Consider the following 18,102-nt stretch of genomic DNA (forward strand, 5'->3'; position numbering starts at 1 on the left):
GACCCTGCGTGGCAGCGCTCACCCGCGCCCGGGGCAGCCAGAACTGGAGAACGTCCATGCTCGAGAACGAGCCCGAGGGCGGCGAACGGACCGGTTCAGAGCCGGCCGAGGCAACCGCCAGCAACACCGACAGCACTCCCGAGACCAAGCCACCGGCCCGCAAGCGGACCAGCCGCCGTAAGGCCGCCCCGCTCAACCAGCCGGAGCAGACCGACGCGCCGGCCGAGGCGTCCAGCGGCGCCGGCACCGGCAGCGGTGAGGCACCGCAGGCCGAGGTCTTCGCCCCGGTCGCCGGTGAGCTGGAGGCACCGAAGACCACCCGACGGCGGCGCAAGGCGACCACCGCGAAGGCGGTCGAGGAGCCGGTGGCCGCCACCGGCGTGGAAGCGACCTCCGACGAGGTCGTGCCGCCGGTCAAGGTGACCCGTACCCGCCGCCGGAAGGCGACGCCGCCGCCCGCCGAGACGCCCATCGAGGAGTCCGTGACCGAGGCGCCGACGGAGGCCGCCGCAGCGGCCACCGAGCCGCAGGGGGAGGACGGCGGCGGCGAGGCCGGTGCGGGCACCGAGCCGTCGGCCGTCGCCGTGCCGGTCGAGGAGGCCGGCGAGGAGGAACCCGAGGGCGAGGAGACCGAAGCCGAGCCGACGCCGGCCCGGGAGCTGGCCGGTGCACCGACGCCGACCGCCGAGGGAGTGGCCGAGGTGCCACCGGCCGCCGAGGCCACTCTGGCCAGCGCCGGTGGGCCGGCGGACCGGACCGGCGATGTCGCGCCGGGCTCCGCCGTCCCGGCGGTCACCGAGCAGCCGGCCGAGGAGCCGGAGCGGTCCACTCGTCGCCGCCGGGCTGCGCTTTCCGCGCCGACCGTCCTGTTCATGGCGCCGCAGCCCGAGGAGATGCCGATCGTCCGGGTCACCGGGCCGGTCCTCGAGGAGCCGGCCGAGGAGCCGGTGGAGACCGGCCGGCGCCGCCGGCGTGGCCGCCGCGAGGCGGAGCCGGTCGAGGCCGAGGTCGAGGCCGAGGCCGAGGTGGAGCCGACCGCCGAGGCCGAGGAAGCCGTCGAGGCGGAGGAGGACGAGGACGAGGAGGCGGCTGCCGGCCGCCGTCGCCGTCGTCGGGGCCGCCGGGGCCGGGGCCGGGGCAAGGGCGGCGTGGAGGACGTCGAGGAGGACGAGGCCGAGGAGGCGATCCAGGCCGAGAGCGCCGAGGCCGAGGCGGACGAGGCCGAGGAGGAGGAGGCCGAAGGCGACGGGATGACCCGCCGCCGGCGTCGCCGCCGCCGCCGGGGGGCGGGCGACGTCGAGGCCGCCGCCGAGGACGGCGTGCCCACGGTCGTCAAGATCCGCGAACCGCGCCGGCCCGTCGACGAGGTGCAGGGCGTCTCCGGCTCGACCCGGCTGGAGGCCAAGCGGCAGCGCCGCCGGGACGGCCGGGAGCAGCGGCGTACCCGGCCGCCGATCCTGAGCGAGTCGGAGTTCCTGGCCCGCCGGGAGGCGGTCGACCGGGTGATGGCCGTCCGCCAGCGCGGCGACCGGACCCAGATCGCGGTCCTCGAGGACGGCGTGCTGGTCGAGCACTACGTCACCCGCAACTCGTCCGGCACGATGGCCGGCAACGTCTACCTCGGCAAGGTGCAGAACGTCCTGCCCAGCATGGAGGCGGCCTTCGTCGACGTCGGGCGCGGCCGTAACGCCGTCCTCTACGCGGGCGAGGTCAACTGGGACACCACCGGCCTGGAGGGCCGGGCCCGCTCGATCGAGCAGGCGCTCAAGTCCGGCGACTCGGTGCTGGTGCAGGTCACCAAGGACCCGATCGGGCACAAGGGCGCGCGGCTGACCAGCCACATCGCGCTCTCCGGCCGACACCTGGTGTACGTGCCCAACGGCAACGCGTCCGGCATCAGCCGGAAGCTGCCGGACACCGAGCGCAAGCGGCTGCGGGACATCCTCAAGAAGCTGGTGCCGGACGGCGCCGGGGTGATCGTCCGCACCGCGGCCGAAGGCGCCAGCGAGGACGAGCTGGCCCGGGACGTCAAGCGGCTCCAGGCGCAGTGGGAGGACATCCAGGCCAAGGCCGCCGAGGGTGGCGCCCCGGTGCTGCTCTACGAGGAGCCGGACCTGGTCATCCGGGTGGTCCGGGACCTGTTCAACGAGGACTTCCGCGAGCTGGTGATCGAGGGCGAGCAGTCGTACGACATCGTCGAGTCGTACCTGTCGCACGTATCACCGGACCTGGTCGCCCGGCTGCGCCGGCACGTCGGCACCACCGACGTCTTCGCCGAGTACCGGATCGACGAGCAGATCCTCAAGGGGCTGGACCGCAAGGTCTTCCTCCCCTCCGGCGGCTCGCTGGTGATCGACCGGACCGAGGCGATGACCGTCATCGACGTCAACACCGGCAAGTACACCGGCTCCGGGGGCAACCTGGAGGAGACGGTCACCCGGAACAACCTCGAGGCGGCCGAGGAGATCGTGCGCCAGCTGCGGCTGCGCGACCTCGGTGGCATCGTGGTGATCGACTTCATCGACATGGTGCTGGAGTCGAATCGGGAGCTGGTGCTGCGCCGGCTCACCGAGTGCCTCGGCCGGGACCGCACCAAGCACCAGGTCACCGAGATCACCTCGCTGGGCCTGGTGCAGATGACCCGGAAGCGGATCGGCGCGGGCCTGCTGGAGGCCTTCAGCGAGACCTGCGAGTGCTGCAAGGGCCGGGGCGTCATCATCCACACCGAGCCGGTGCCGGAGAAGCCGCGGGCCGGCGGGACCGCGGGGGAGAAGGTCAAGGCGGTCGCCTCGGCCGTCACCGCCCCGGCCACCGAGGAGAAGGGCGGGCCGTCCCGGCGCCGGGGCCGCAAGGCCGCGCCGGAGAAGACCGTCGCCGAGGTGACCGACGCCCAGGCGGAGGCGGACTACCACGACACGATGGGCTACGACCTGTCCCGGTACGAGACCGAGACGCCGGCCGCCCCGGCGGTCGCCGACAGCCAGACGGGCGATTCGGCCCGGTTGGCCGCGGCCGACGACCCGGACGCGATCGGCGACGGCGAGCCCGAGGAGGAAGGCGTCGAGAGCGGCCTCGGTCGGCGGCGTTCCCGCCGTGGCGGCGCGCGGCGGCGTACCCGGCCGTGAGCCGCTGACCAGCACGGCGTTCGACAGGGCCCCTCCCCGGTGACAGTGGCCGGGGAGGGGCCCTGTCGTTCCCGTGGCGGCCGTACCGTCAGAAGCGCGTGACGGGCTTCGGCAGCGCCTCGACGGGCTCTGCCCGCGCTGACGGGTGGCCCGGTTTGGGTGGCGGGCCGGGTATGGCGTACGCTTGCCTGCGGCGCACTTTGGTGTGCCGAGTTCCCGCGTGCCCGCGCTGCCGGTGTCACGGCTACCCGGCGAGACGCCGTGGGAACGATTGTCAGCAGCCTCAACGACAGGGAGTCCGCCTCCGATGTACGCGATCGTCAAGACCGGCGGCAAGCAGTACAAGGTCGCCGAGGGCGACGTGATCGAGGTCGAGAAGCTCGTCGGTGCCCCCGGCGACGCGGTGAAGCTCACCGCGGTGCTCCTCGTCGACGGTGACGACCTGGTGACCGACGCGGCGAAGCTTGCCCAGGTCTCGGTGTCCGGCGAGATCGCCGCGCACACCAAGGGCCCGAAGATCCGGATCCACAAGTTCAAGAACAAGACCGGCTACCACAAGCGCCAGGGTCACCGCCAGCCGCTGACCCAGGTCAAGGTGACCGGCATCTCCAGCGGGAAGTAGGTCGTCCTCCAATGGCTCACAAAAAGGGTGCGTCCAGCTCGCGTAACGGTCGCGACTCCGCGGCCCAGCGGCTCGGCGTGAAGCGCTTCGGTGGTCAGGTCGTCAACGCCGGCGAGATCATCATCCGCCAGCGTGGCACCAAGTTCCACCCCGGTGACCTGGTTGGCCGCGGCGGCGACGACACGCTCTTCGCGCTGGCCGCCGGTGCGGTCCAGTTCGGCACCAAGCGCGGCCGCAAGACCGTCAGCATCGTGCCGCAGCAGTAGTTCGCAGGCGTTGCGGGCCGTGGACCTCGTGTCCCGGCCCGCTTCGCTTTTTCACGTGCGGGATGGGTCCCGCTGGAAGGATTGACCGCGTGACGACGTTCGTTGACCGGGTCGTCCTGCACATGCAGGCCGGCGACGGCGGGCACGGCTGTGTCTCGATCCACCGGGAGAAGTTCAAGCCCTTCGGTGGCCCGGACGGCGGCAACGGCGGGCACGGCGGCAGCGTCTCGCTGGTCGTCGACCCGCAGGTGACCACGCTGCTCGACTTCCACTTCCGCCCGCACCTGAAGGCCGAGAACGGCAAGGGTGGCGCGGGCTCGAACCGGGACGGCGCCAACGGCCGGGACCTGGTGATCAAGGTGCCGAACGGCACCGTGGTGCAGAGCCTCGACGGCGAGGTGCTGGCGGACCTGGTCGGCACGGGGACGACCTTCGAGGCGGCTCGGGGCGGCCGGGGCGGCCGGGGCAACGCCTCGTTGGCCAACGCCCGGCGCAAGGCCCCCGGCTTCGCCGAACTGGGCGAGCCGGGCGACCGGCTGGACGTGGTGCTGGAACTGAAGAGCGTCGCCGACGTCGGCCTGGTCGGCTTCCCGTCGGCCGGCAAGTCGTCGCTGATCTCGGTGATCTCCGCCGCCAAGCCGAAGATCGCCGACTACCCGTTCACCACCCTGGTGCCGAACCTGGGCGTGGTCCGGGTGGACAACCACACCTTCACCGTGGCCGACGTACCGGGGCTGATCCCGGGCGCCGCCACCGGCAAGGGCCTGGGTCTGGAGTTCCTCCGCCACATCGAGCGCTGCGCCGTGCTGGTGCACGTGGTGGACACCGCCTCGCTGGAGCCGGGCCGGGACCCGCTGGCCGACATCGACACCCTCGAGGCCGAGCTGGCCGAGTACGGCGGCCTCGCCGACCGGCCCCGCCTGGTCGCGCTCAACAAGATCGACGTACCGGACGGCCGGGACCTCGCCGAGATCGTCCGGCCCGACCTGGCGGAGCGTGGCCTGCGGGTCTTCGAGATCTCCACGGCCACCCGCGAGGGGCTCAAGGAGCTGACGTACGCGATGGCGGAGGTGGTCGAGCAGGCCCGTAGCGCGGCGCCGCCGGCCGAACCGACCCGGATCGTGATCCGCCCGAAGGCGGTCGACGACGTCGGCTTCACCATCGAGGCGGCGGAGGACGGCTCGTTCACCGTCCGGGGCGCCCGTCCCGAGCGCTGGGTCCGGCAGACCAACTTCGACAACGACGAGGCGGTGGGCTACCTGGCCGACCGGCTGGCCCGGCTGGGCGTCGAGGAGAAGCTGGCCAAGGCCGGCGCCAACCCCGGCGACCTGGTTCGCATCGGCGAGCGGGAGTTCGACTGGCAGCCCACCCTCTACGCCGGCGTCGACTTCATTCCGGGCAACCGGGGCACCGACATCCGGCTGGAGGAGAAGTCGACCCGCGTCTCCGCCGCCGAGCGGCTGGCCGCCCGCAAGGCGCGCCGGCAGCGCCCCGCCGACGAGATCGAGGCGGCTGCCCAGGACTCGGACGACGACGAGGACTGGGAGTAGTTCCCGTCCGTCCGTGATTGGGTTGTTGGCCGGAAACCTCCGCGAAATCCAGCCCACCTACCGTTGCGCAATGCTGATCGAATCCCGTTGCGCCACTGACCCCGAGCTGGCCGCCCTGGTCGTCGCCCAGCAGCGTGAGCTGCGCGAGGCCGACGGGGGGCTGGACGGGCAGGTGACGGTCGCCCACGACGACATCCGCTACCTGGTCGTGGTGGCGGCCGGGCGGGCCGTCGCCTGTGGCGGGATCCAGGCGCTGGACGCCGACACCGGCGAGCTGAAGCGGATGTACGTCCGGCCGGCGTACCGGGGGCGGGGGATCGCCCGGCAGCTGCTGGCCGCCCTGGAGGAGCTGGCCTTCCGGCAGGGGCACACCACGGTGTGCCTGGAGACCGGTACGTACCTGCCGGCCGCCATCGGCCTCTACCGGTCCTGCGGCTACCAGCCCGTCCCGGTGTACGGCGAGTACGTCGACAACCCGTACAGCGTCTGCTTCGCCAAGCGGCTGCTCGTCGCGGCCTGACGCGCCCGCCCCGATCGGGTGACGCCGGAGGTCAGGGCCGGTCGAACGGGGTGTCCAGCCGCCCGCCGTTGCCGGCCCGGGGGGAGAGCAGCAGGCCGAACACGAGCATGCCGAAGCCGAGGAACAGGTGCAGCCAGTTGTCGGCGTCGTTGAACGGCCAGAAGTTCGCGTAGCTTGCCCGGTCGACGCCGAAGCCGTACATCCAGATCACGAGGTAGACGGCGCCACCGCCGGCCAGGAAGAGCCGCGCCCCGCCCACCTGGCGGGCCAGCCCCAGCCCGACCAGGCCGAAGACCAGGTGCAGCAGGTTGTGCAGGATCGACACCTGGAACAGGCCGAACAGTTTCGCCTTCGAGTGGTGGCCGGCGAACATCAGCTCGCCGAGGTGCGTGGTGACGCCGGGGAGGAAGCCGAGCACGCCGATCACCACGAAGCCGACGGCCACCGCGAGGGCGAACATCTGGATCGCCGCCGGGGCCGAAGCACGTCCGCGCACGTCACGTGCCATCGCTGTCACCTCCGTGGATCAGCCGCCGCCCGGGCGGGGCAGACCCTCCATTCTGTGTCCGGGCCGGGGCGCTTCCGCAGAGGAATGACGAATCGGGAGCAGGTCCAGCGCTGAACCCGGGCTACGTGGCCGGGGTGCGGCCGAGCTGGTGACCGGGGCGCGGCCCCGGGTCCCGGGCCGGTGCGTCCCGTGGCCAGGGCGCGGAGTGTCCGTCTCTCGGGCGGAACACCGGGGCGGGGTCCGGTGATGCCCATATTCTCAGTGAATTGGACCAGTTTGTCGTTTCGGTCGATGTGTGCCGGGTAGCGCTGCGGATGCGGGCGGTCCAACCCCGGACGCCGGTGGAGGAGACGTGATGACCAGCAACGCAACGAGGTGGGCGCTGGCCGGCGCCGCGACGGTGACCGCACTCGGGATCGGCCGCGCGGTGGCACGGCGGCGCCGCCGCCACGAACCCGGGCGGGAGGACGGTTGGTACGTCGTCCACCGGGGGATCACGGTGGCCCGACCGGTGGACGCGGTGATCGGCTTCTGGACCGACCGGGAACGGCTGGACCGGGGGCTCGCCGAGTGGGCGACCCTGGAACAGCTGGACGACAACCGGTGGCGCTGCGTGGCCAGCGACCCGGCCGGCGGCGGCGCCGAGTGGCGTGCGGAACTCACCGTCGACGGCCCGGGCCGGCTGAGCTGGCGAGTCACCGACGGGCCGGTGGCCCAGCGGGGCCGGGTCGAGCTGGTCCCCGCCCCGCAGGACCGGGGCACCGAGATCCGCGCCGAGCTGCGCTGGCGGGCCGGGCCGGTACGCCGGGCGCTGGGGCTGACCAGCGGGCACGATCCCGATCTGGCACTGCGCAGCACGCTGCGACGGATCAAGTCGCTGATCGAGACCGGCCAGGTGCTGAACACCCGCCACGACCCGTCGGGGCGCAGCCCGAAGCAGGAACAGGCGACGGACAGGGTCCGCGAGCGGCTGACGGTGGGCGGCCGGCCGTGAGGGCCCTGTGCTGGGAGGGTATCGGCAAGCTGGCCGTACGTGACGTGCCGGAGCCGGCCATCCGCTCCGCCGGCGACCTCATCGTCAAGGTCCGGGCGAGCAGCGTCTGCGGCTCCGACCTGCACCTGATCAACGGGTACCTGCCGGCGATGCGCGAGGGGGACATCCTCGGTCACGAGTTCGTGGGTGAGGTGGTCGAGACCGGCCGCGACGTACGCCGGATCAAGGTCGGCGACCGGGTGGTCGTCGGCCCGGTGGTGGCCTGCGGTGCCTGCTGGTACTGCCGCACCGAGCAGTTCTCGCTCTGCGACAACTCCAACCCGCAGCCGGTCTTCACCGAGAAACTGTGGGGGCACTCGCCGGCCGGCATCCTCGGCTACTCGCACGCTGCCGGCGGCTACGCCGGCAGCCATGCCGAGTACATCCGGGTGCCGTTCGGCGACGTCGGGGCGTTCGCCGTCCCCGACGGGGTGCCCGACGACTCGGTTGTCTTCGCCTCCGACGCCATGCCCACCGGCTGGATGGCGGCCGACTTCTGCGGGCTCAAGGGCGGCGAGGTGGTCGCCGTCTGGGGCGCCGGCGGGGTGGGGCAGATGGCCGCCCGGTCCGCCCAGATCCTCGGCGCCGAGCGGGTCATCGTCATCGACCGGCTGCCGGAGCGGCTTGCCGCCGCCGCCGACCGGCTCGGCGTCGAGACGGTCAACTACGCCGAGACCGACGTGCTGGAGGCACTGCGCGAGCTGACCGCCGGCCGCGGGCCGGACGCCTGCATCGAGGCGGTCGGCATGGAGTCGCACGACATCGGGCCGGTCTACGCGTACGACAAGGCGAAGCAGACGGTCCGGCTCACCACCGACCGGCCGACCGCGGTGCGTCAGGCGATCATGGCGTGCCGCAAGGGCGGCACGGTGAGCATCATGGGGGTGTACGCGGGCCTGGTCGACAAGTTCCCGCTCGGTGCCGCCATGAACAAGGCGCTGGTGCTGCGGATGGGGCAGATGCACGCCCAGCGATACATCCCGATGCTGCTGGATCGGATCGCGGTCGGCGAGATCGATCCCGGTTACCTGGCGACCCACCCGATGCCGCTGGCCGACGGCGCCCGCGGCTACGAGATCTTCCAGAAGAAGGAGGACGGCTGCCTGCGTGCCGTCCTGCACCCGCAGCCGGCGTGAGCGGCGCGGTCGCCGATGCCCGGGAGACCGTCGGCCTAGCACATCCGGACGGTGGGGGGAGGGGCCAGCGGAGCGCACCCGAGCTGGCCCCTCCCAACGCACCGGAAAGCTGGTTGGCTCAGTCGGGGCCGGCAGCGGGCCGGTCGTGGGCCCGCCGGCGCGATCGGCGACGGTCACCAGGCGAGCAGCTGGTAGGGAAGCAGGACTGATGCGTAACGACAAGGCGGCACGCTGGCGGGGCCGGGCGATGAGCGGGCTCGGCCTGCGCCGCGGCCCTCGCGAGGAGGCGCTGATCGCCCCACCGCGGCGGGCCGGGGCCCGGCCGCCCCGGTTCTTCACCGTGCACCTCGGCTTCGAGGCGGCCGACCCGTCCGTCGCCCGCGAGCTGGCCGTCGCGTACGCCGAGGCGCTGGACCTGCTTCGTCCGGAGCTGGCGCTCGGCGCGGCGGCCCTCTCCCCGGCCGAGGCCTGGCACCGCGCGGAACGGCTGTTCTGCGGGGCGCTCGGGCCCGACGGCGAGCGCTGCGTCGACGTGGCCGGCCACCCGGGCTTCCACCACGCGCCCGGTCCCGGCGGTCTCGGCTGGGGCGACGGTGACTGAGCGCCCGGGCTCACTCCAGGTCGAACTCGCCGTCCTGGGCACCCGAGACGAACGCGTCCCACTCGGCCTGGGTGAAGACCAGCACCGGCCCGTCCGGCTCGGCCGAGTTGCGCATTCCGATCAGGTCGTCGACGAAGGCGACCTCGACCGCGCTCTCGGAGGTGTCGCCCTCGGCTCGCTGCCAGACCGCCCGGGAGAGGTCGAAGTCGCCCTTGGGGTGCTGACCCATCGCTGTTCCTCCATCGCCAGGCCACACGGGGAGCCGTCCGGATCCCCATCGGGCAGGATAAGCGGATGCCAAGCCTGACCCGTGTAGAGGCGACCGCGCGTGGCGCGTCGATTACCGTCGAGTCCTACGAGGTGGACCTCGACCTGACCGGTGACGGCGAGCGGTTCCGCTCCATCGCCACGATCCGGTTCCGGGCGACTCCCGGCACCGAGACCTTCGCCGAGGTCAAACCCGGGAAACTCCTCGGCGTACGTCTCAACGACCGGGATCTCGACCCGGCTGCCCTCGACGACAACCGGCTGCCGCTGACCGGGTTGGTGGCGGCCAACACGTTGACGGTCAGCGCCGAGATGGCGTACTCGAACACCGGCGAGGGCCTGCACCGGTTCGTCGACCCGGCCGACGGCGAGACGTACCTCTACGCGATGTCCTTCCTGGACGACGTGCAGCGGATCTTCGCCGCGTTCGACCAGCCCGACCTCAAGGCACCGGTGACCCTCTCGGTCACCGCTCCGCCGGAGTGGACCGTGGCCGCCAACGGGCAGCTCGCCGACCGGCCGGCGCCCGGGCGCTGGGTGTTCGCGCCCACCGCACCCCTGGCGACGTACTTCTTCACGCTGATCGCCGGGCCATGGCACGTACGGCACGACGAGCACGACGGCATCCCGCTCGGCCTCTACTGTCGGCGTTCGCTGGCCGAGCACCTGGACGCCGACGCCGAGGAGATCTTCACCGTCACGAGGCAGTGCTTCGACCGGTTCCACCAGCTCTTCGCCGAGCGCTACCCGTTCGGCAAGTACGACCAGGCGTTCGTGCCCGAGTTCAACGCCGGGGCGATGGAGAATCCGGGCCTGGTCACCTTGCGTGACGACTACGTCTTCCGCTCCGCCGTCACCGACACCCAGCGGGAGCTGCGGGCCACCACCATCGCCCACGAGATGGCGCACATGTGGTTCGGCGACCTGGTGACCATGCGCTGGTGGGACGACCTCTGGCTCAACGAGTCCTTCGCCGAGTACCTGGGCACCCGGGTCACCGCCGAGGCCACCCGCTTCGACCGGGCGTGGACCACCTTCGCGATGCGCCGCAAGGCCTGGGGATACGCCGCCGACCAGCGCCCCTCCACCCACCCGGTGGCCCCCGAGGAGGTGGCCGACGCCGCCCAGGCCCTGCTCAACTTCGACGGCATCTCGTATGCCAAGGGCGCCAGCGTGCTGCGCCAGCTCGTCGCCTGGGCGGGCGACGAGGCGTTCCTCGCCGGCCTTAACGCGCACTTCGCCAAGCACCGGTTCGGCAACGCCACCCTCGCCGACCTCCTCGACAGCCTCAGCACCGCGAGCGGGCGGGACCTGGCCGACTGGGCCGAGCGCTGGCTACGCCGCCCCCAGGTCAACACGCTGCGGGTGGAGACCGCTGTGGACGCCGACGGCCGGTGGACCGAGGCGGCGGTGGTGCAGACCGCGCCGGAGGCGTACCCGGTGCTGCGCCCGCACCGCATCGGGGTGGCCCGGTACGTCGCCGACGCCCCGGTGCACCGCTTCGAGGTCGACCTGGACCCGGGCGCCGAGCAGGGCCGCACCGAGCTGACCGAGCTGGTCGGGCAGCCGGCCACCGGCCTGCTGCTGCCCAACGCCGGTGACCTCACCTTCGCCAAGATCCGGCTCGATCACGCCTCCGCCGACGCGGTGCCGATGCTGCTCGCCGGGCTGGACGACTCGCTGGCCCGGGCGTTGCTCTGGGGCGAGGCCCTGGACGCCGCCACCGATGGCGAGCGGCCGGTGGCCTCGGTGGTCGCGCTCATCGCGGCGGCGCTGCCGGCCGAGACCGAGGTGATCATCGCCGAGGACGTGCTCACCCTCAGTCGTAGCCTGGTCGACCGCTATCTGGACCCGCTGACCCGCGACGCCGCCCTGCTCCGGATCGCCGGGGCCTGCGCCGCGCTGCTGGCCGGCGCCCCGGCCGGCGGCTCGCTGCAACTCGCCGCGGCCCGGGGGTTGATCGGCGCCACCACCGACACCGGGCTGCTCGCCGGCTGGCTGGTCGGCGAGGGTGTGCCGGAGGGGCTGGCCGTGGACGCCGACCTGCGCTGGTCGCTGCTGTACCGGCTGGTGGTGCTCGGGGCGGCCGGCGAACCGGAGATCGCCGCCGAGGCGGCCGCCGACCGCAGCGCCATCGGCGCCGAGCGGGCCGCGAGCTGCCGGGCCGCGTTGCCCGAAGCCGACGCCAAGCGGGCCGCATGGGAGATCATCACCAGTAACACGGAGCTGTCCAACCGCCTGGTGGAGGCGACCGCCGAGGGCTTCTGGCAGCCGGAGCAGGCCGAGCTGACCAGCGGTTACGTCGAGCGCTACTTCGCCGACATGCCGGCGGCGTCGCGCCTGCGTACCCCCTGGACGGCCGACCGGGTCGCCAGCCTGGCCTTCCCCCGCTACGCCGTCGCGCAGCCCATCCGGGAGTTGGCCGCGGCGCTGCTGGCCCGCGACGACCTCACGCCGGGCCTGCGCCGGCGGGTGGTCGACCTCGACGACGACCTGCGTCGCGCGCTGGTGGCAAGGACGGCGATGGCCGCCACGGGCGCCTGAACCGCCACGGCCGACCCGGGCATCGGGCCGGCCGAGTGTGGGTGGCGCCACCCGACCGGGCGCGCCACCCACGGTGCAGGCTCAGCGGAGGGCCGGACCTGACGTCACCGGGGCGTCCCAGTCGATGACGTACCGCTGCTCGGGGCCGATCGTCTTCTCCGGTTTCATCGCGATCCGCGTCAGCAGCGGCATCACCAGTGGCATCAGCGCCCGCGCCACCGCGCCCGGGGCCTTCACGTGATTGATCTTCGCCGCCCGCGCGGCGACCGCCTCCACCCGAGCGCGCCGCAGTTGCTCGTAGGTGGCGAACGCGGACGCGACGTCGGGCAGGTCGCGCAGGCAGCGGGCCAGCTGCACCGCGCTCTCGATCGCCAGCGAGGCCCCCTGGCCGGAACTGTTGGAGGGTGCGTGCGCCGCATCGCCGACCAGCACCATGCGCCCGCGGTGCCAGTGCCGGATCGGCGGCATGATGTGCAGCGACCCCACCACCTGCAGCTCGTCTTCGCGGCTGGTCAGCATCAGGTCGCGCCCGGGGTCGTCGTCGGCGTACCTGGCCCGCAGCGTCCGCATCCAGTCGGCCTGCGGCACCGCCTGGGCCTCGGTGAGGCTCATCGGCCGTTCCTGCGGCAGGTTGACGCCCCACCGGGTGCCGCCCCCCGGCTCAGGCCAGTAGAGGTAGTAGCCACCCCGGCCGAAGGCGAAGGTCATGGTGTCCGCATCCGCCTCGACCTCGTGCCGGGCCACCGCCTCGAAGCCGAGCAGCCCGGTGTACCTCGGACCGGCGGCGTCCGGGTCGATCAGGGTGCGCACGGTCGACCGGATGCCGTCGGCGCCGACGAGGACGTCCGCCGTGGCCGTGCTGCCGTCGGCGAACCTCGCGGTGATGCCGCTGCCCGTCTCCCGTACGTCGACCAGCCGCTTGCCGTGCTCGATGACCACCCCCTCGGCGCGGGCGCGGTCGTGCAGCGCGCGGTGCAGTTCGTTGCGATGCACCACCTGCAGCGGTGGCACGCCCGCCAGGCCGGGCAGGTCGATGCGCTTGCCGCCGACGGCCATCACCATTCGGGCCAGCGGGTTGGCGATCGCGGTCACGGCCTGATCTGCGTCGATGGCGCGCAGTGCCGCGACGCCGTTGGGCGCGAGCGCGAGGGTGCCACCGATGCCGTCGGTGGTGCTCGGGTACGCCTCGTACACGGTGGCGGCGATGCCCGCGCGGTGCAGCGCCAACCCGGTCACCGGGCCGGCGATGCCGCCGCCGATCACGATCGCTGTCCTCACTGCGGTCACGGTTCCCTCCCAGGGATCGTCGGTTGTCGTGTGCACGAACCGACCTGGAGGGAGCCCAGCTATCCTCGTGGTTGCCGCTTCGGGCCGGGCACCTTCCGGTGTCGGTTCGAGGTAAGGGCCCCGGCCTGGTGTTGGCGCACCGTGCCGGGGCCGTCCATCACTGTGTGGAGCCACTCCTCTGCTGGGGATCGGTCGACCCCGCCGGCGGTCTGCCGGCCTCGTGGTAGGCCCGCCACTCGTCCAGCCCCGGGTAGCTGCCCGAGATGAGCTCGGCCAGCAGGGACCGGATCCAGGCCGCCTCCGCGTCGCGGATGGTCAGGTAGTACTCCGACTCGACCAGGAACAGGCGCGGCACCGTACGCAGGTGCTCGGCGAGTGTTTCGCGCCCGGACCGGATCTCGTCCTCCAGCAGCTCCAGCCGCTGATGCAGGAGAACTGCCGCCTCGTCGGGGTGCAGCACGGCGAGCACCGACAGCCCGGCGCGGAACTGGGGGCGCTCCGCGGCCGGGGTCGAGACCAGCTCGCGGGCCCAGTCGACGAGCTCCGCCCAGCCGGCGTCGGTGATGCGGTAGACGGTGCGCTCCGGGCGACGGCCCTCCCGGACGCTCTCCACGGCCTCGATCAGGCCGTGCCGTTCCATGTTGCGGACGACCGTGTAGAAGGACCCCCACTTGATCTCCATGTCCTGGTCCTTGCCCCAGGCCCGGAGGTTGCTGGCGATCTCGTACGGGTGCATCGGCCGCTGGGCGAGGGCGGACAGCACGGCCAGTGCCAACAGGTTGCCGACTTTCCGCCGTGCTGGCATGTCACGCTCCCCGCCGATGCTCGCATCCGATTACTCGTAAGCGAGTATATGGGTAGTCCATCGATCGGGGAAGGCCGCACCTGAATCGTCCCGGTTTGAGGAGGGCGATCAGGGTCACAACGGCCGATACGCGGCGCGGGCCTAGGATCGCGGGGTGGAGGAAGACATCCGGCGGATCGGGATCATGGGCGGCACCTTCGACCCGATCCACCACGGGCACCTGGTGGCGGCCAGCGAGGTGGCGGACCGGTTCGGCCTGGACGAGGTGGTCTTCGTCCCCACCGGTCAGCCCTGGCAGAAGGCGGACGAGCCGGTCAGCTCGGCGGAGGACCGCTACCTCATGACGGTGATCGCCACCGCCTCCAACCCGCGCTTCCAGGTGAGCCGGGTCGACATCGACCGGGGTGGTCCGACCTACACCGTCGACACGCTGCGAGATCTGCACGACGAGTACGGCCCGAAGGTCCAGCTCTTCTTCATCACCGGCGCGGACGCGCTGGAGCGCATCCTGTCCTGGAAGGAAGTGGACCGGATGTTCGAGCTGGCCCACTTCATCGGGGTGACCCGTCCCGGCTTCGAGCTCACCGACAAGCACCTCCCCGCGGACACGGTCAGCCTGGTGCAGGTCCCCGCGATGGCGATCTCCTCGACCGACTGCCGGGCGCGCGTCGCCCGGGGCGAGCCGGTCTGGTACCTGGTCCCGGACGGTGTGGTGCAGTACATCGCCAAACGTCGCCTCTACCAGCATTGAAATGTGCCGGAAACACGGGCTTTTGTCCGCGTAATCGACCAGAACTGACAAGTCGTCGCCCCGGCGGGTGTGAGAGGCTTGGAGGGTCGCACGGTTGATCGAAGGAGAACGGTGACAGTTTCCGAACGCGCACACGAGCTGGCGATGGCCGCCGCCCAGGCCGCGGCCGACAAGAAGGCGCAGGACATCGTCATCATCGACGTGGGCGACCAGCTCGCCATCACCGACGCGTTCGTGCTGGCCGCCGCTCCGAACGAGCGCCAGGTGCTCGCCATCGTCGACGCCATCGAGGAGCGCCTGCTGGAGCTGCCGGAGAAGGCCAAGCCGGTCCGGCGCGAGGGCGAGCGGGGCGGCCGCTGGGTGCTGCTCGACTACGTCGACATCGTGGTGCACGTGCAGCACACCGAGGAGCGCGAGTTCTACGCCCTCGACCGGCTCTGGAAGGACTGCCCGCAGATCCCGTTCGTGGACCGGGACCTGGCCGACTCGGCCGCCGGCGCCGCCAGCGCGGAATGACCCGCCTGATCATCTGGCGGCACGGCAACACCGACTGGAACGCCGCCGGCCGGGTCCAGGGACAGACCGACGTACCGCTCAACGACCTCGGTCGCGAGCAGGCCCGCGCCGCCGCGCCCGTACTGGCCGCGCTGCGCCCGGACGCCATCGTCGCCAGCGACCTGCGCCGGGCCGCCGACACGGCCGCGGCGCTCGCCGCGCTGACCGGGCTGCCGGTACGCACCGACCCCCGGCTGCGCGAGCGTCACTTCGGCCAGTGGCAGGGCCTCGCCCTCAGCGAGGTCGCCGAGCGCTTCCCCGACGAGTACGCGCGCTGGCGCGCCGGCGACCCCGACCCGGGCGCCGGCATCGAGAACCTCGACGACCTCGGCAAGCGGCTCGGCGCCGCCTTCCAGGACGCGGCCGACCTGGCCACCGGCGGCACCGTCGTGGTGACCACCCACGGCGGCGGCGCCCGGCAGGGGGTGGGCCACCTGCTCGGCTGGGACCACGCCGTGCTGCGCAGCGTCGGTTCGCTGGCCAACTGCCACTGGACCGAGCTGCGCAACAACGACATCCGGGGCTGGCACCTCCGCGCCCACAACGTCGGGCTCATCACACAGCCGGCGCTGACCGACGCGGTCTGAGCCCTTCGGGCCTGGGCACGTCGCTCCGGCATCGACTAGCGTGCCGAACATGCCCGTCGCGGTCGTCACCGACTCCACCGCCTACCTCCCGCCCGAGCTGGTGCGCGCACACCAGCTCACCGTCGTCCCGCTCACCGTGGTGCTCAACGGCGTGGAGGGGCTGGAAGGGGTCGAGACCTTCCCCGACGACGCCACCCGGGCGCTGAGCGGCCGGCGGGTCTCGGTGAGCACCTCCCGGCCGGCCCCGGAGCAGTTCGCGCAGGTCTACCGTGCGCTGCTCACCGGGGGCGCCGACGCGGTGGTGTCGCTGCACCTGTCGGCCGAGCTCTCCGGCACGGTGGAGGCGGCCCACCTGGCCGCCGCCGAGGTCGGCGACCGGATCGCCGTGGTCGACAGCCGCTCGACCGGGATGGGCCTGGGCTTCTCGGTGCTCGCCGCCGCAGCGGCCGCCGAGCGCGGCGCCGACCTGTCGGGGGTGCGTCAGGCGGCGGTCGACGCGATCGAGCGGACCACCATCTTCTTCTACGTCGACACCTTGGAGTTCCTCCGCCGGGGCGGCCGGATCAACGCGGCCGAGGCGCTGCTCGGCACCGCCCTGTCGGTGAAGCCGATCCTGCACATGCCGGACGGCACGATCGTGGTACGGGACAAGGTGCGGACCGCCAGCCGGGGCGTGGCGCGCCTGGTCGACCTGGCGGTCGAGGCGGCCGGCGACGTCGAGGTGGACCTGGCGGTGCACCACCTCGCCGCTCCGCAACGCGCCGAGCAGTTGGTCGCGGCGCTGACCGAGCGGCTCGGTGACCGCCTGCACGACACGTACGTCACCGAGGCCGGCGCCGTTGTGGCGGCGCACGCCGGGCCGGGGCTGGCCTGCGTGGTCATCCACCGTCGCTCAGCCGTCGCCGGATAGCACATCGCGGCCATGATCGGGTGGTCGTCCACAGAGGAGCTCTCCATCCACAGAGGTGGCGTCCGTACCTGAGCACGGCCTGCTGTCGGGCCTAGCCTCGCGGCGTGTCAGACGACGACGAGAGCGCGGTGCGACGGAGGCTGTCCCGGCTGTTCGACCCGGCCGCCCGCCGGGAGCCGGACTGGCCGACCTTCGACCTGCCCCCGGCGGGACCCACCACGTCCCGGCGCGCCACGCGCCCGCGTTCCGTGCCGGCGGAATCCGGCCCGCGGTCCGTTGCGATCGAGCCGCCCGCCGCCGGGACCACCCCGGCGGGCGAGCCGGAGCAGGAGTCGACCAGCGGTCCCTCGACCCGGCTCTCCCGGTTGCCGGGGCCGGGAGCCTTCGATCCTGGCCGGCGTGGCGTCCGGGCGCTGGGTGTCGTCGCCGCCGTCGTGGTCCTGGTCGCCGGGGTCTGGGCGTGGCGGTCCCGGCCGCAGGCCGAGCCGGTCCGGCCGGTGTCGACGGCCGGTACCCCGGACGAGGAGTCAGCGTCCCCGGTCGCCTCGGCCTCGGCGAGCGGCGAGGTGGTGGTCGCGGTCGCCGGCAAGGTACGCCGTCCCGGCCTGGTCCGGCTGCCGGCCGGCTCGCGGGTCGCCGACGCCGTCGAGGCGGCCGGCGGCGCGTTGCCCGGTGTGGACGTGGCCCTGCTCAACCCGGCCCGCAAGGTCACCGACGGCGAGCTGATCCTGGTCGGCGTGGCCGCCCCGCCCGGCCAGCCCGCGCAGCCCGGCCAACCGGCTGCGGGCCCGGCGGCCGGCGGTGCCGCACCCGCCGGGCCGGTCAACCTGAACACGGCCACCCTGGCCCAGCTCGACGCGTTGCCCGGGGTCGGCCCGGTGCTCGCCCAGCGGATCCTCGACCATCGCGAGCGGCGCGGCGGGTTCCGGTCGGTCTCCGACCTGCGCCAGGTCGAGGGCATCGGCGACGCCCGCTACGAGCAGCTCAAGGACCTGGTGACGGTGTGAGCGCCCGGCACCCGACCCGGTCCGGCCC

At 73.0% G+C, this 18,102-nt stretch carries 18 protein-coding genes; 14 read left to right on the top strand and 4 right to left on the bottom strand.

Translation table 11 applies throughout. From position 1 onward, the window contains the following. Positions 1-56: 56 nt before the first annotated feature. From ACNAVT_RS23095 to ACNAVT_RS23115, 5 genes are all read left to right on the top strand, one after another. Positions 57-3,125 (top strand): Rne/Rng family ribonuclease, encoded by a 3,069-nt coding sequence (locus tag ACNAVT_RS23095; RefSeq protein ID WP_416299240.1) that lies wholly within the window; start codon positions 57-59, stop codon positions 3,123-3,125. 307 nt (positions 3,126-3,432) lie between these two features. Then, positions 3,433-3,747, top strand: a complete 315-nt coding sequence (gene rplU, locus ACNAVT_RS23100; protein ID WP_402862385.1) for a 50S ribosomal protein L21 — start codon at positions 3,433-3,435, stop codon at positions 3,745-3,747. 11 nt (positions 3,748-3,758) lie between these two features. Then, entirely contained in the window at positions 3,759-4,013 is a 255-nt protein-coding gene (rpmA, locus tag ACNAVT_RS23105; protein ID WP_073838295.1) for a 50S ribosomal protein L27, read from the top strand. An 89-nt stretch (positions 4,014-4,102) separates the two neighbouring features. After that, positions 4,103-5,563: a GTPase ObgE gene (gene obgE, locus ACNAVT_RS23110; RefSeq protein ID WP_416299241.1), complete on the top strand. Its 1,461-nt coding sequence runs from the start codon at positions 4,103-4,105 to the stop codon at positions 5,561-5,563. A 70-nt stretch (positions 5,564-5,633) separates the two neighbouring features. Next, complete coding sequence (locus tag ACNAVT_RS23115; protein ID WP_416299242.1) at positions 5,634-6,083, top strand: GNAT family N-acetyltransferase; 450 nt, start codon at positions 5,634-5,636, stop codon at positions 6,081-6,083. Positions 6,084-6,114: 31 nt separating this feature from the next. On the opposite strand, the gene ACNAVT_RS23120 is transcribed toward ACNAVT_RS23115, so the two are convergent. Further along, positions 6,115-6,543, bottom strand: a complete 429-nt coding sequence (locus tag ACNAVT_RS23120) for a DUF4383 domain-containing protein (RefSeq protein ID WP_416299307.1) — start codon at positions 6,541-6,543, stop codon at positions 6,115-6,117. 403 nt (positions 6,544-6,946) lie between these two features. On the opposite strand from ACNAVT_RS23120, the gene ACNAVT_RS23125 reads away from it, so the two are divergent. The 3 genes from ACNAVT_RS23125 (at position 6,947) to ACNAVT_RS23135 (ending at position 9,361) form a co-directional block, all read left to right on the top strand. Then, entirely contained in the window at positions 6,947-7,585 is a 639-nt protein-coding gene (locus tag ACNAVT_RS23125; protein WP_416299243.1) for a cyclase, read from the top strand. Further along, the gene (locus ACNAVT_RS23130; protein WP_416299244.1) at positions 7,582-8,760 is read left to right on the top strand and encodes a zinc-dependent alcohol dehydrogenase; all 1,179 of its coding nucleotides are present in this window, start codon (positions 7,582-7,584) and stop codon (positions 8,758-8,760) included. The genes ACNAVT_RS23125 and ACNAVT_RS23130 overlap by 4 nt, the downstream gene beginning before the upstream one ends. Positions 8,761-8,968: 208 nt before the next feature. Beyond that, a complete protein-coding gene (locus ACNAVT_RS23135; RefSeq protein WP_416299245.1) occupies positions 8,969-9,361 on the top strand; it encodes a hypothetical protein in 393 nt (130 codons plus the stop codon). A 10-nt stretch (positions 9,362-9,371) separates the two neighbouring features. Here the strand turns inward: ACNAVT_RS23135 and ACNAVT_RS23140 are convergent, their stop codons facing one another. After that, positions 9,372-9,590, bottom strand: coding sequence for a DUF397 domain-containing protein (locus ACNAVT_RS23140; RefSeq protein WP_416299246.1), 219 nt, complete (start codon positions 9,588-9,590; stop codon positions 9,372-9,374). Between the two features lie 65 nt (positions 9,591-9,655). On the opposite strand from ACNAVT_RS23140, the gene pepN reads away from it, so the two are divergent. Then, entirely contained in the window at positions 9,656-12,172 is a 2,517-nt protein-coding gene (pepN, locus tag ACNAVT_RS23145) for an aminopeptidase N (RefSeq protein WP_416299247.1), read from the top strand. An 81-nt stretch (positions 12,173-12,253) separates the two neighbouring features. Here pepN and ACNAVT_RS23150 read toward each other — a convergent pair whose 3' ends face one another. Further along, complete coding sequence (locus tag ACNAVT_RS23150) at positions 12,254-13,459, bottom strand: FAD-dependent oxidoreductase (protein ID WP_416299248.1); 1,206 nt, start codon at positions 13,457-13,459, stop codon at positions 12,254-12,256. Between the two features lie 157 nt (positions 13,460-13,616). Continuing rightward, positions 13,617-14,264 carry a PadR family transcriptional regulator gene (locus ACNAVT_RS23155; protein ID WP_416299249.1) on the bottom strand — a complete coding sequence of 216 codons (648 nt, stop codon included), beginning with the start codon at positions 14,262-14,264 and terminating at the stop codon, positions 13,617-13,619. Between the two features lie 154 nt (positions 14,265-14,418). Here ACNAVT_RS23155 and nadD point away from each other — a divergent pair, with 154 nt between their 5' ends. The 5 genes from nadD to ACNAVT_RS23180 all read left to right on the top strand — a co-directional run bounded on the left by nadD (position 14,419) and on the right by ACNAVT_RS23180 (position 18,074). After that, the gene (gene nadD, locus ACNAVT_RS23160) at positions 14,419-15,015 is read left to right on the top strand and encodes a nicotinate-nucleotide adenylyltransferase (protein ID WP_416299250.1); all 597 of its coding nucleotides are present in this window, start codon (positions 14,419-14,421) and stop codon (positions 15,013-15,015) included. A gap of 111 nt (positions 15,016-15,126) precedes the next feature. Continuing rightward, on the top strand, positions 15,127-15,531 hold the full coding sequence (gene rsfS, locus ACNAVT_RS23165) for a ribosome silencing factor (RefSeq protein ID WP_416299251.1): 405 nt from the start codon (positions 15,127-15,129) through the stop codon (positions 15,529-15,531). Beyond that, complete coding sequence (locus ACNAVT_RS23170; protein WP_416299252.1) at positions 15,528-16,157, top strand: histidine phosphatase family protein; 630 nt, start codon at positions 15,528-15,530, stop codon at positions 16,155-16,157. The genes rsfS and ACNAVT_RS23170 overlap by 4 nt, the downstream gene beginning before the upstream one ends. A gap of 49 nt (positions 16,158-16,206) precedes the next feature. Beyond that, positions 16,207-17,067 carry a DegV family protein gene (locus ACNAVT_RS23175; protein WP_416299253.1) on the top strand — a complete coding sequence of 287 codons (861 nt, stop codon included), beginning with the start codon at positions 16,207-16,209 and terminating at the stop codon, positions 17,065-17,067. A 104-nt stretch (positions 17,068-17,171) separates the two neighbouring features. Beyond that, a complete protein-coding gene (locus ACNAVT_RS23180) occupies positions 17,172-18,074 on the top strand; it encodes a helix-hairpin-helix domain-containing protein (protein ID WP_416299254.1) in 903 nt (300 codons plus the stop codon). Positions 18,075-18,102: the final 28 nt, after the last annotated feature.

Origin of the sequence: Micromonospora sp. SL4-19 (genome assembly GCF_047921475.1) — a bacterium.
In the GTDB taxonomy this organism is placed as follows: domain Bacteria; phylum Actinomycetota; class Actinomycetes; order Mycobacteriales; family Micromonosporaceae; genus Micromonospora.